The 12,286-nt window shown below is 63.0% G+C and carries 11 protein-coding genes; 5 read left to right on the forward strand and 6 right to left on the reverse strand.

Annotation, left to right across the window (positions count from 1 at the left end; translation table 11 throughout):
* Nucleotides 1-2: 2 nt before the first annotated feature.
* Entirely contained in the window at nt 3-413 is a 411-nt protein-coding gene (gene flgB, locus AC1RKJ_RS06210) for a flagellar basal body rod protein FlgB (protein WP_492790201.1), read from the reverse strand.
* A 368-nt stretch (nt 414-781) separates the two neighbouring features.
* Here flgB and AC1RKJ_RS06215 point away from each other — a divergent pair, with 368 nt between their 5' ends.
* Both AC1RKJ_RS06215 and fliP read left to right on the forward strand, forming a co-directional pair.
* On the forward strand, nt 782-1,759 hold the full coding sequence (locus tag AC1RKJ_RS06215; protein WP_492790202.1) for a flagellar biosynthetic protein FliO: 978 nt from the start codon (nt 782-784) through the stop codon (nt 1,757-1,759).
* Nucleotides 1,756-2,514, forward strand: a complete 759-nt coding sequence (gene fliP, locus AC1RKJ_RS06220; RefSeq protein ID WP_492790203.1) for a flagellar type III secretion system pore protein FliP — start codon at nt 1,756-1,758, stop codon at nt 2,512-2,514. The genes AC1RKJ_RS06215 and fliP overlap by 4 nt, the downstream gene beginning before the upstream one ends.
* Before the next feature lie 62 nt (nt 2,515-2,576).
* On the opposite strand, the gene AC1RKJ_RS06225 is transcribed toward fliP, so the two are convergent.
* The 5 genes from AC1RKJ_RS06225 to fliL all read right to left on the reverse strand — a co-directional run bounded on the left by AC1RKJ_RS06225 (nt 2,577) and on the right by fliL (nt 9,305).
* Complete coding sequence (locus AC1RKJ_RS06225) at nt 2,577-6,254, reverse strand: tetratricopeptide repeat protein (protein WP_492790204.1); 3,678 nt, start codon at nt 6,252-6,254, stop codon at nt 2,577-2,579.
* Nucleotides 6,255-6,371: 117 nt separating this feature from the next.
* Nucleotides 6,372-7,136 carry a MotE family protein gene (locus AC1RKJ_RS06230; RefSeq protein WP_492790205.1) on the reverse strand — a complete coding sequence of 255 codons (765 nt, stop codon included), beginning with the start codon at nt 7,134-7,136 and terminating at the stop codon, nt 6,372-6,374.
* Nucleotides 7,133-7,597, reverse strand: a complete 465-nt coding sequence (locus tag AC1RKJ_RS06235) for a DUF6468 domain-containing protein (RefSeq protein ID WP_492790206.1) — start codon at nt 7,595-7,597, stop codon at nt 7,133-7,135. The genes AC1RKJ_RS06230 and AC1RKJ_RS06235 overlap by 4 nt, the downstream gene beginning before the upstream one ends.
* Nucleotides 7,594-8,799: a flagellar motor switch protein FliM gene (gene fliM / locus AC1RKJ_RS06240; RefSeq protein ID WP_492790207.1), complete on the reverse strand. Its 1,206-nt coding sequence runs from the start codon at nt 8,797-8,799 to the stop codon at nt 7,594-7,596. Before fliM ends, AC1RKJ_RS06235 begins: the two co-directional genes overlap by 4 nt.
* Nucleotides 8,800-8,816: 17 nt before the next feature.
* On the reverse strand, nt 8,817-9,305 hold the full coding sequence (fliL, locus tag AC1RKJ_RS06245) for a flagellar basal body-associated protein FliL (RefSeq protein WP_492790208.1): 489 nt from the start codon (nt 9,303-9,305) through the stop codon (nt 8,817-8,819).
* Nucleotides 9,306-9,672: 367 nt separating this feature from the next.
* On the opposite strand from fliL, the gene flgF reads away from it, so the two are divergent.
* From flgF to flgA, 3 genes are read left to right on the forward strand one after another with little or no spacing between them, the layout of a single operon-like run.
* The gene (gene flgF / locus AC1RKJ_RS06250) at nt 9,673-10,440 is read left to right on the forward strand and encodes a flagellar basal-body rod protein FlgF (protein ID WP_492790209.1); all 768 of its coding nucleotides are present in this window, start codon (nt 9,673-9,675) and stop codon (nt 10,438-10,440) included.
* A 12-nt stretch (nt 10,441-10,452) separates the two neighbouring features.
* Nucleotides 10,453-11,241 carry a flagellar basal-body rod protein FlgG gene (gene flgG / locus AC1RKJ_RS06255; RefSeq protein WP_492790210.1) on the forward strand — a complete coding sequence of 263 codons (789 nt, stop codon included), beginning with the start codon at nt 10,453-10,455 and terminating at the stop codon, nt 11,239-11,241.
* An 11-nt stretch (nt 11,242-11,252) separates the two neighbouring features.
* On the forward strand, nt 11,253-12,284 hold the full coding sequence (gene flgA, locus AC1RKJ_RS06260) for a flagellar basal body P-ring formation chaperone FlgA (protein ID WP_492792657.1): 1,032 nt from the start codon (nt 11,253-11,255) through the stop codon (nt 12,282-12,284).
* Nucleotides 12,285-12,286: the final 2 nt, after the last annotated feature.

The raw sequence follows: 12,286 nt of genomic DNA on the forward strand, positions 1-12,286 counted from the left end.
TGTCACCGCTTCCCGATGGCGGTCTTCAGAAGACCTAGACTGCGGCTGTAGAGCGCGGTCACCGCTGCGTAGTCACCCTGGTTGGCGGACACTTTCAGCATCTCGTCCTCGAGATTGACCGCGTTGCCGGCCGGTCTCGTCTCGTAGCCGCCGCGGTTGTTCGAATTGAAACTGTCGCTGACGCCAGCGCCCTGGATGTGGCCGGGGCTAGTCCGCGCCATCGAAAGGGACGGCATCGTGCCGGTCACCGGTCCCGTTCCAGTAGCGTCGAATTTGGGCGCCACCAGATCGCGCGGCTTGAAGTTTGGCGTGTCGGAATGCGAGACGTTTTCCGCAAGCACCCGTTGACGCTCCTGATGCCACTGCATCTTGGTGCGAAGTGCGGACAACATGGGAAGATCTGTAATGGCCATCGGCCTGCTCCGCCTGTGACCCGAAGCGCGATGCCTCAGGTAGGCAGAATTTGCCGTGTGTATGGTTAATAAGGAGTTAAGAACCGGCTTGACCCACTTTCGCCACGAAATGCCTCCAATCGGGCAAGTCATTGAAGTTCCGGCACAAGAAGTCTTTTGGGCCGGGGCACTTTATGGGTTACTCATTCGCCGGCGGCAGTATTTGCCGTCGGGAATTAACGGTCACTCGCGTTTCGAACCCAACTCGTCACAGGCGTGGTGGTTCGCAAATGAAGCGAACTTCGGATTCAGGACACTGGCTGCTTGTTTCGCGGCGAGCGACCTGCGAATCTGGCATAGATAAACGTATAGTTTGACGGGGACAGGACATGCCGCAAACGCTTTGGTTCTTCATAGCCTTCGTCATCGTTCTTGCGTTGATCGGAGTTGCCGCCTGGCTGGTTCGCAGATTTGGCGGAAACAGCCTCGGATCGGGCGCGAATCGCGGACGCATGCCCCGGCTCGCCGTGATCGATGCCGCGGCCGTCGACGGCCGCCGCCGGCTGGTATTGGTCCGGCGTGACAACGTCGAGCACCTGTTGATGATCGGCGGACCGACCGACGTCGTGGTCGAGCCCAATATCGTTCGCGGCGTTCCGCAGCGCGACCAGACCACGCGGTCGCCCGCCGGAACCGAGCTCCCGCCGCGGCTGGCGCCTGACGCCGGCTGGTCCGACAGTGAAACCCGCGACCCGTTCGAGCACCGCGAACCGCCGGTGCCGGAATTGCCGCCGCGTCCGCTCCGCGCTCCGTTTGCCGACGACACGCGCCGTCCCCCGCCTCCGCTGCCCGATCGCCACGGAGCCGATTCGATGGCGAGCTTTGCGCCGGAACCTATGGTGCGGCCCGAGCCTTCGCTGCGTTCCGAACCATCCCGCGCCATCCCGCGCAGCGAACGCAACGAACCGTTGATGCCACGGATGCCGCGGTCCAGTGACGGCGCGCCGAAGATGCCGCCGCCAACACCCCGCCCGCCGCCGCGCCCGGCCGATACCGCGTTATCGTCGGCCGATCAAAATCTGGCGGATATGGCGCAACGGCTCGAAGCCGCGCTGCGCCGGCCCGGAAGCGAACCGCGTTTCGACGCTGGAGAACCGCGCACGCCGCCGGTCGGTCCCGTCGAGCGTCCGAGCGCGCCATCGGTCGCGCCTGAACCCATGCCAAGCCGTCCGCCGCCGCGATCCGAAAGCGCCCCGCGCCCGGCAGGTCCTCCGGCTCCGCCGCCGGCATCAACGCCGGCGACACCGTTCGAGAATCTCGAAGACGAGATGGCCAGCCTGCTCGGCCGTCCAAAGCCTCCCGCGTGAGCCCTTCGAAAACACCGCGTAGAGTTTTATTTTTTGCCAGTCTTGTCGCCACCGCCGGGTTCCTGATCGATCCGGCGAACGCGCAGGATATCAGCATCAATCTCGGCGCCGGCAATGGCGGCGTCACCGAGCGCGCGATCCAGCTGATCGCGCTGCTGACGGTGCTGTCGATCGCGCCGTCGATCCTGATCATGATGACGTCGTTCACGCGCATCGTGGTCGTGCTGTCGCTGTTGCGCACGGCGCTCGGCACCGCCACCGCGCCGCCGAACTCGGTGATCATCGCGCTGGCGCTGTTCCTGACCGGCTTCGTGATGGGTCCCGTGCTGCAGAAAGCCTACGACGACGGCATCAAGCCGCTGGTCGCCAACCAGATCAGCGTCGAGCAGGCGTTCGAACGCGGCACGGCTCCGCTGCGCGGCTTCATGCAGAAGAATGTGCGCGAGAAGGACCTCAAGCTGTTCATGGATCTGTCCGGCGAGCCGCCGGCGGCATCGCCCGAGCAGATGTCGCTGCGCATCCTGGTCCCCGCTTTCATGATTTCCGAATTGAAGCGGGCGTTCGAGATCGGCTTCCTGCTGTTCCTGCCGTTCCTCATCATCGACCTCGTGGTCGCCTCGGTGCTGATGTCGATGGGCATGATGATGCTGCCGCCCGTGGTGGTCTCGCTGCCGTTCAAGCTGATCTTTTTCGTGCTGGTGGACGGCTGGTCACTGGTGGCGGGCAGTCTGGTGCAAAGCTACGGCGGCGGATAGCAAACGAAAGTGGTCTGGGCCTCGTCATTGCGAGGAGCTTTTTGCTCGCCATGACGGCGAGATCAGCGCGCGGCTGCGACGGGCCTCAGGCCTTTGATGGCCGGCAACGATCCCGTCGGATTCGGATCGGTCTTGATTTCCGGTGGCAGCTTGGCGCGGGCCATGGCGTCGGGGAAACGCTGCTTCATTTCGCGCAGGAACCCGTCGAGCGTGTCGATGGTCGCCGCCATTTTCGCGATCCGAGCAAAGTCGGCGCTGTTCGCGGTGGCCGGCTTCGATGCCAGATCGAAGGCCGCGCGATCGGCGCCGCCCTCCATCTTCGGCGTGTACTTCTCGCGAAACCGCGCGAGACCGATGGCGTCTTCCGCCAGTGCGTATCCAATCGTGGCGCGAATGACATCGCTCTTCTCGGTCGGGGTCAGCGGCTGGAAATCGCGCCAGCGGTCGCCATACAGCAGTTCGATCTGCTCGGCGGACTCGCGCCAGCGCCGCGACGCCCAGTAAATGTCCGAGCGTAGGCGGACGGCTTCGCGCCCCGAGACATTCGAGATGATGTCGAGTGCAAGGTCGTGGCGGCCGATGTCGGTCTGCGCCCGCGCTTCCAGCAACAGGCGCTGCTGGCGAATCTCACCGGCCAGATCGGCAATCCGCGTGGTGCGCAGCGCCGCGATGGCGCGCTCCGGCTTGCGATTCATCAGATAGACCATCGCAAGACGCGACGCGACCTGCGCGCGCGCCGAACCTTCGAGCCGGTGATCGATCTGGTATTGCAGCAGTTCGCTCGCCTGCTCGAGCAGATCGACCGCAACGAGGCGATCAGCGAGCCGCCGGATCATCTCATCGCCGCGGCGGCCGATCGGCGTGAGATCGCGAAACTCGTAGAACATCGCAAGGGCTTCCACAGGGGGAAGCTCGTCGCCCTTCGAACCGTTGAAGATCTGCTCGAACAGCGCCGAGGCGTCATCCTGCATTTTTCGCGATAGCAGGGAATTCGGCTGCAGGACGGTTGCGGCGCGAACAGCCGCGAATGCGTCCTGATAGCGCCCCTTCGCGGCATAAAGCCGGCTCAGCATATCCAGCGTCTTCACCTCGATGGCGTCGCCGCGCCACATCACGGCGATGACTTCGAGGTCGCGCAGGACCTCGTCTTCGCTGATCTCGTTGCGCTTCCGTTGCAACTCGATTTCGCGCAGCCGGGCCTCCGTGGCGGCAGCACGATCTTCGGATGCCACAGCCGCCCGGAATGCGGCCAGCGCGTCCTGATCGCGGCCCAGCGCCTCAGCCAGCCGCCCGCGAAGCAATGCGATCGAGCCCGTCTGGTCGGAACCTACACCGACCACATCGAGATCGTTGCTGCGAACCGCCGCGCCCGGATAATCCCTGACCTCCAGCGCGGCGCGAAACGCCGCTGCAATCACGATGCGTTGCAGGTCGAGCGGCAGCGCCGTAATCGCAAACTCGACGTTCTTGAATTTCTCCCGCGCTTCGGACCACTTCTCTTGCCTTGCAAAAGCAAGCGCTTTCCAGAGTTGGGAATCGATGTTTGCCGTGATCGCCGGGCTCGCAAGGTTCACGAGCGCGATTTCGGGACGGCCTGCAAGCGTGCTGGCGACAGCATGGAGCGTGAGCGACGACGCCTCTTCCTCGCCCGGCTTCATATCCGAGAACGCGAGGTCGAGAATGCCCTTCGCCTCGGGATACAATCCGCGCGCCGTGTAAAATCGCGCGAGGTTCACATGCGCTGGCAAGCGCGACAGGCCAGTCGCCTGCGCCGCCGCTGTCAGCAGTTTGTTGCGGGTGGCCAAGAAATCCGAGGTCTGAAAGCCGCGCCATTCACCGACGTCAAAAATCGGACGAATGGCAGCCGACGCGCGTTCCGGCGCAGTCATGGCCGTGGACAGCGTCAGGCCGCCGGGCCGCGTCAGGGTCAGCATGTCGGATGACATGTTGGCGGTCACATCGTCCGATTTCTGCTGAACAACGACGCCATGGATCGACTCGAGCAGCGAAAATTCCACGAAGTCCTGGCGCTTGATAAATCCCTGCACCGGACCGCCGGCCGTCACCACCAGCAATGGATCGCCCGCGTCGGGATCGGTGAAGCGATAAAGCTGTCCGGGCTTTGCGAGGCCGATGCTGACGCTGGCGCGGGCGGGGTCGGCCATGTCGCGTGTCGCGGTAAGCGGCTGCGGCGGAGACAGTGCCTTGTCGGCAAGAACGAGAGTCCAGCCAAGCTCGTTGCCGGTCAGCGCGGCGAGTTGCGGACGGTTCAGCCTGATCCGGAGCGCGCGGCCTTTCGGCAGATCGACCGGGGTGACATCGGCGACGATCCGCCCACCCTCGCGCCGGATCGCGCTGGCGTCGATGGGCTGCTCGGTGCCGAAGACCAACCAGATCGAATCGGAACGACGAAACACCGCCGCGGCGGTGGGACTGCTGAAGGGAAATGTCAGGCGGAAATCGTCACTGGAAAGCCTCGCCTCCGCGGTCACACCCGGCACAGCAGTGTTGGCAGCGAGCGGTGGCGCCTTCATCGGTGATGCTGGCGGCATCGACAGCGGCGGCACCTGCGCAGGAGCTTCCGCGACGACAACCGGCTTGGCCGCTGGCGCAGCTTCGACAACGATCTCAGGCTTGGCGATATCGGATTTGGGGAGAACGATCTTTGCGACATCGTTCTTTGCTACGCCGGCATCGGCCTTGGCATCAGGCACAGTGGCGGGCGGTTTGACATCCGGCTTGACGTTCAATCCCGCCTCGCGCGCGAACTGCTCGGAGGTCGGCGGCACGATTTCGCTGGCCTTGTCGGCGGGCGTCGTCGGCCGCGGTGCCTTGGGCGGCGGCGCATCGGCGGTTTTCGGCTTTTGGGCCTGATCGAAGGCGATATCGACGACATAGTTTCTGTCTTCGCGGAATGCGTGAACATCCACCTCGCCGACCAGCGCCAGATCGACCCGCGATGCATCGCCTTCGACCTTTTGATTGATCGACAGAATGTTCGCAGGCATCGCAATCTTCGCGTCCGCAAGGTCGAAGATCAGCGCCGAGGTGAACGACAGAGAAAACTTGTCGGCATTCAGCGACGACGACACCGTCACGCCGTCCGGCATTTCAAAAACGAACCGCACGAAGGTCGGCTGCACCGACGCCCGCACGCGGACCGGCGGGCGCTTCTTCGCTTCCTCCGCCAGTCTTTGCATCCGCAAGGCGCGCTCCGCCGCAATCGCGCGTTCGGACAATTCCTTCACGACCTCGGCCGGCAGCGCGGGCGGCAAGCCGGTCCATTTGTCGGGCAGTAGATCGATGAACACGCGCTCGCCCGCCGTCATCGTGTTGATGCGGACTTTCTGCGTCATCGCCATGCGGATCGCCGTCCCGTCCGGATCGCGGCGAACCGCCCCGACATAGGCCGGCACCGAGTCGGCCAGCAGGTCGATTGGAACATCCACAGGCTTCTTGAACTGGATCACAAGGATGGCGCCCGCGACCGTCACCTCGGTCGGCACGTCTTCCTGAAATTTCAGGATCAGCCGCGCGAATCCCGGCTGCGCCGTCAGCGTGGCTTCACCCTTGACCGGATCAGCCGGCGCGGCTCCGGCGGCGATGGAAACGCACGACAGCACGGCAGCCAGGACAAGCGCCGACGGCCGCAGACCGCGGCCGAGCCAGTCCGCGAAAGACCGGGCCTTCGACCCGGGTTCGCGGGTGGGCTTGCACATGCGGGCCGCCTTGCAGGACATTCCCCAAATCTTTCCCGGAAAGTCTTTCGCGAAAGTCTTTCTTCAACGCGCTTTTTGAACGCGTCCTTGCCAATCGAATCTAGAATTCGCCTGTTAAGGAGCTGTTAATCACACGCCTCAATTGCGAACCTGCGCTTGCGGCCTGCCCTCAATCTTCGGCAAATCGTTCGCGGACGACGATTTATCCCCGCTCGCGCGGCGGGCCATTTCGACCGTCAGCCGCTCGGCTGCTTCCGGCTGCATCTGCCCCATGATGTCGGACATTTTGCGCGGCGCGATCTGCGATGCGATCTCGAACAGCACCGACAATTCAAGCCGGTCGAAAACCCGCGCGGCATCCTTCGGCTTCATGGCCTCGTATGTCGTCACGAGACCCTTGAAGCGCGCCGCCTCCGCTTCGCTCTTCTTCTCGCTCACGGATGAGATACGCGCCTCGGTCGCCTTCATTTCCTCGATCCGGCCTTCGATCCGCTTCTCGGCGGATTTCATCAGGCTTTCCCGGATGTCGATTTCGCGCGCGCGGGTTTCGATCTCTTGCCGCCGCGACTGCAGGCGTTCGAGCACAGCGCGCTCCGATGCCGACACCGGACGATTCGGATCGGGATAGACCACAGTCCCGTCGGGGATCGGCGCAACTTCGGGCGCCGCCACCACCGGCTTGTCGTCTTTCTTCTCGACCGAACCGGTCACGTCCACGTCGGACATCTTGCCCGGCGCAGGAAAATTGAACGTGTCCTGCGCCCATGATTTGGGCCGTGGCGCATCGTCGTTCAGAATATATCCGCCTTCCAGAAGCAGGCCCGCGACCTTGAGCACGACCAGACAACAGATCGCAATCAGGACGACCGGAACGATCCGGATATCGCGGAGAAGCGTTTTCATGCCGCGAGACCGGTCGCCTTTCGACGTTCAGAGAATGCCTGGGCGGCTGCGAGCAGCGCCTTCGCATTTGTTTTCGGTGCCGACCCAGCCGGCGACTCCGCCTCAGCCGGAGCCGTGGCTTCCGCGCCGGATGGACGCGCGGCAAGCGCGATCCGCGACAGCCGGCTCAAAACTTCCTCGCCGGCGACCACCTGCTTTGCAAGCTTTGCCGACAGCGCCGTTCCCATGGTGAGCTGGCTGCCGAGATTCTCGTCGCATTCGCGCACGGTGAGTTTCAATCCACCGATGGCGCGTTCCGCGATTTCCGTCGCAGTGATCAGTTCGGCAATGGTGCCGCGCATTGATTGCTCGTCGGCCTTCAGCCGCTTGAGCCGCTTGTTCAGCAGCGCGCAGTAACCGATCGTGAGCACGAGCAGCACAGCAACCAGGCTCTCGATTACAAGTCCTAATGAGTGACTCATTGTGCCTCCATCAATTTGGTTTGCTCGTCTTGTTTCTCGAACATCGCGTAGGTCGTATGAGGCTTGCGCAGCGGCTTGGTGACGCGGATGGCGACGCGATCGCCCACCCGCCCCATCCGTCCTTCGCTAAGCGGAACGTCACCGCATCGCACCGACACCAGCGCATCGGGGCGTACGTTAAGCGGCAAGGTGTCGCCGACCTTCAGGCTCATGATCTGCTTCAGCGGAATATGGGCTTCATAAAGCACCGCATCGACCGCGATTTCAGCCTGCGCGATCTCGGTGGCCAGATGGCCTTCCCAGATTGGATCGCGGCCGAATTTTTCACCCATGAACATCTGCAACAGCACGTCGCGGATCGGTTCGATGGTCGCGTAAGGCAGCAGCAGCTCGATGTTGCCGCCGCGATCTTCCATGTCGATGCGCAGGCGCACCAGGATGGCGGCGTTTGCCGGCCGCGTAATGGCAGCGAAGCGCGGATTGGTCTCAAGCCGGTCGATGCTGAAGGTCACCGGCGATAGCGGCCGGAAGGCCTGCTCGGCATCCGCAAGCACGACCTCGACAAGACGCTTCACGAGATTGGTTTCAATCGTGGTGTAGGGACGGCCCTCGATGCGCAACGCCGCCTGCCCGCGGCGGCCGCCGAGCAGCACGTCGATGATCGAATAGATCAGGCTCGAATCGACCGTGAACAGACCGAAGTTTTCCCACTCCTCGGCCTTGAACACCGACAGCACGCAGGGCAGCGGGATTGAATTGAGATAATCACCGAAACGCACCGAGGTGATCCGGTCGAGCGACACTTCGACGTTGTCCGACGTGAAATTGCGCAGGCTGGTCGTCATCAGCCGCACCAGGCGGTCGAAAACGATTTCGAGCATCGGCAGACGCTCATACGACACCATCGCGGAGTCGATGATGGCGCGGATGCCGGAGTTCTCGTCGAGATTGACCTCGCCGTCGCTGAAACCGAGCAGATTGTCGATTTCTTCCTGCGACAGAACACGCTCGCCGCCACCCTTGCTGATGTCGATCGTGCGGCTGCCATCGTCCACCATGGCGGCCCACTGCTCGGCCATGGTTTCGGTCAGCGTATTCGCTTCGGCTTCCGCCGCCGCCGCTTCAGGATCTTCGGAATCGAGCGCGCCTTCCCATTGGGCGGCCAGCGCATCCTGATCGACGTCATTATCATCCGGAGACATGGTTCAACTTTCGTCCATCACTGGATGATGATTTCTTTGAACAGCACAGCGTTCACCTGATTGGGCGAGATGGCGGCGTTGACGCGGCGCGTCAGTTCTTCTTTCAGGCGGAACAGCCCGACCGATCCATTCAGGTCGCCGGGGCGCAGCTCGCGCATATAGGTCTGAAACAGGTCCATGACGCGCGGCATCGTCGGCTGGATCTGCGCGACCAGCGGCTGATCCTTGACCTCGAGAACCACCTTCACCTTGAGATACTGAACCCGCTCGCCCGGAGAATTCGCCAGATTGACCAGCACCTCAGGCACATCGAGGAACACCGGAGGCTTCGCGGGCGGCGCAACGGCCTGTTTCACTTCGCCGGGTCCGCGCAGGAAGAAGAACCAGCCGCCGCCAACCAGCGCGAGCAGCAGCACGGCGCCGCCACCCATCATAATGAGTTTACGTTTGCCCTTCGGCGGAGCTGCGGTTTCCGCGCTCTCCTCGACCTTATCGTCGTCTGCCATAGCCCCCGCCCGTCGTTCTGGGATGGGCTCGATGCTGCCGAACTGGCTTTAAATGACGCGATACAAAGGCCGCCGGCGCGTGAGCGCCCTCTATGTCCACCGTACGGACGCAATGGTTAACGAAATCTTTCTTTTGTCCTTCAGGTGGGAAAAATTTGCCGGGGCAACATGGTCAACAAGAGGTTATTGCCGCCCGGCGGCACCCTGCAAAAATCGATAACAATCTGAAAATACTCGTATTTTCGAGTTGGCACGACCCTCGCATTGTTGAAAGCGAACCGCGGCTTGGGAGAGCCTCAACGGTTCGCACGATCCGCGTCACGCCTTGGGAGAGGCAGGCCGCGGTTCAACAAGGGGAGATTGACCGATGGAGAATACGCTTCTCGTCGCTTTGTCGCGGCAGATGTCGCTTGAGCGGCAGATCGACGTCATTGCCAACAACGTGGCCAACGTCAACACCAACGGTTTCAAGGCCAACAAGTCGCTGTTCGAGGAATATCTGAACTCGGGCGCGCACGAAGACAACTTTTCGGTCAGCGACCGCCGCGTCAGCTTCGTGCAGGACCGCGCCGCCTACCATGATTTCGCGCAAGGCCCCTTGGAAAAGACCAGCAACCCGCTCGACATCTCGATCGACGGCAAAGGCTTCATCGCGGTGCAGACGCCAGCCGGTGAGCGCTATACGCGCGACGGCTCGTTCCAGATCAATGCCCAGGGTCAGCTCGTGACCACCGGCGGCAACATCGTGCTCGGGACCAACGGCCCGATCGTGTTCCAGCCGACCGACAAAGAAATCGTGATCTCGGGCGAAGGCACCATCACCGTCCGCGAAGGCACCGTCACCCAGTTCGATTCCATTCGCGGCCGGCTCAAGCTCGTCAAGTTCGACAACCCGCAGCGGCTCCAGAAGGAAGGCGCGAACCTCTATTCAGCGCCGGCCGGCAACATTGCACAGCCCGACCTCGCGTCGCGCGTCAATCAGGGCTTCGTCGAAAAATCCAACGTCAGCGCGGTGTCCGAGATGACCCGTATGATGGAAGTGATGCGAACCTATCAGAACGTCGCCTCGATGATGCAGCAGCAGAACGACCTCCGCAAAACCGCGATCCAGACGCTTGGCGATTCATCGGCATAAGGAAACAGACCCATGCGCGCACTTTACACAGCAGCGACCGGTATGGCGGCCCAGGAACTCAACGTCCAGGTCATCTCCAACAACATCGCGAACCTGCGCACCACCGGCTACAAGAAGCAGCGGGCGCAGTTTCAGGATCTCATCTACGAACACGTCAAGCGCGTCGGCGCGCAGGCGTCGGATCAGGGCACCGTCCTTCCCGTCGGCATCGACATCGGCGGCGGCGTCAAGACCGTCGGCACGCCGCGCCTGATGACTCAAGGCACGCTGCTGCCCACCGGCGGCGACCTCGACATCGCCATCCGCGGCGAAGGCTATTTCAAGATCCAGATGACCGACGGCACCTACACCTACACGCGCGACGGCTCGTTCACGACCGACGGCACCGGCCGCGTGGTGACGGCGCAGGGCAATCCGGTGCAGCCGACGATCACGATCCCGCAGAATTCATCCGGCCTCACCATCAACCCGCAAGGCCAGGTTTCGGTCATGACACCCGGCACGACCACCCCGACGGTCGTCGGCCAGATCAGCCTGACGCGGTTCATCAACAAGTCGGGCCTGCAATCGATCGGCGACAACCTGTTCACCGACACGCCGGCGTCCGGTCCGCCGCAGGATGGTCTCGCCAATGCCGACGGCTTCGGCGACATGCAGCAGCGCAATCTCGAACAGGCCAACGTCGAAGTGGTCTCGGAAATATCCGATCTGATCGCCGCCCAGCGCGCCTATGAAATGAACGCCAAGGTCGTCAGCGCCGCCGACCAGATGATGCAGTCCACCACCGGCATGTTCCGTTGAGGGAGACCATGATGTTGCGTCCGTTCCTCATCGTCGCAGCCGTACTCGCCGGGCTCTCCGGCGCGGCCTTCGCGCAATCCGAACAGGATGGCCTGTCGAGCCCGGTGCTGCGCGCGAGCATCACCGTCAACAGCGATGTCGTCCGCATCGGCGACGTCATCGAGAACGCCGGAACCGCCGCGCAGATCGCAATCTTCCGTGCGCCGGATCTCGGCACCACCGGCTCGCTGCCGACATCGCAACTGCTTTCGGCGCTGCGTGCGCATCAGGTGATCGGCGTCGACACCCGCGACATCCGCGAAGTTTCGGTGACACGCTCGTCGCGCCTCCTTGTCTCCAAAGACGTCGAACTTCAGATCGCCCGCGCGCTCGAACGGCGCAACGGCCTCGGCGACGCCGCCAACATCTCCGTCACGTTCGAGCGCGACTTGCGCGAACTGCAACTCGACGCTGCGCATACCGGCGACATGCGCGCCACCATCGTGCGGTACGATCCTCGCAACGGCCGTTTCGACATTACGTTCGAGATCGCCAACGACGCGACCTACTCGCCGACCAAGCTGCGCTTCATCGGCACCGCGGTCGAAACCGTCGAGGCTGCCGTGCTAACGCGCGCCGTCGAGCGCAATGAAATCCTGAAATCTTCCGACATCACCGTCGAGCGGCGGCCGAAGGCCGAAGTCGGAAACGACATTGCAACCCGCGAACGCTCCATCGGGATGCAGGCCCGCAAGCAGATGCGCGCGGGGCAGGCTCTCAAAGCGGCCGATCTCGGAAAGCCCGACATGGTCTCGCGCGATCAAAGCGTCACGCTGATCTATGAAACGCCCGGACTTTACCTCACCGGCCGCGGCAAGGCCGTCGAGAGCGGCACCGAAGGCGATGTGGTCAATGTCGTCAACCTGCAATCGAAGCGCACCATCCAGGGCGTCGTGATCGGACCGGGTCAGGTCTCCGTCGTCGCCGCAATGCCCCGTCTCAACACCGCCGCCCTCGCCGCCCGCGAAACACCGTCCGCCCCCGTATCCAGAAAAGCCGAGTAACA

This window comes from Afipia sp. GW822-FHT04G07 (assembly GCF_058800765.1).

Coding starts and splice junctions, on each gene's coding strand:
- flgG (WP_492790210.1), top strand. CDS start 10,453: ATGCGCGCACTTTACACAGCAGCGACCGGTATGGCGGCCCAGGAACTC.
- fliM (WP_492790207.1), bottom strand. CDS start 8,799: ATGTCTCCGGATGATAATGACGTCGATCAGGATGCGCTGGCCGCCCAA.
- fliL (WP_492790208.1), bottom strand. CDS start 9,305: ATGGCAGACGACGATAAGGTCGAGGAGAGCGCGGAAACCGCAGCTCCG.
- flgF (WP_492790209.1), top strand. CDS start 9,673: ATGGAGAATACGCTTCTCGTCGCTTTGTCGCGGCAGATGTCGCTTGAG.
- flgA (WP_492792657.1), top strand. CDS start 11,253: ATGTTGCGTCCGTTCCTCATCGTCGCAGCCGTACTCGCCGGGCTCTCC.
- AC1RKJ_RS06230 (WP_492790205.1), bottom strand. CDS start 7,136: ATGAAAACGCTTCTCCGCGATATCCGGATCGTTCCGGTCGTCCTGATT.
- AC1RKJ_RS06225 (WP_492790204.1), bottom strand. CDS start 6,254: ATGTCCTGCAAGGCGGCCCGCATGTGCAAGCCCACCCGCGAACCCGGG.
- flgB (WP_492790201.1), bottom strand. CDS start 413: ATGGCCATTACAGATCTTCCCATGTTGTCCGCACTTCGCACCAAGATG.
- AC1RKJ_RS06215 (WP_492790202.1), top strand. CDS start 782: ATGCCGCAAACGCTTTGGTTCTTCATAGCCTTCGTCATCGTTCTTGCG.
- AC1RKJ_RS06235 (WP_492790206.1), bottom strand. CDS start 7,597: ATGAGTCACTCATTAGGACTTGTAATCGAGAGCCTGGTTGCTGTGCTG.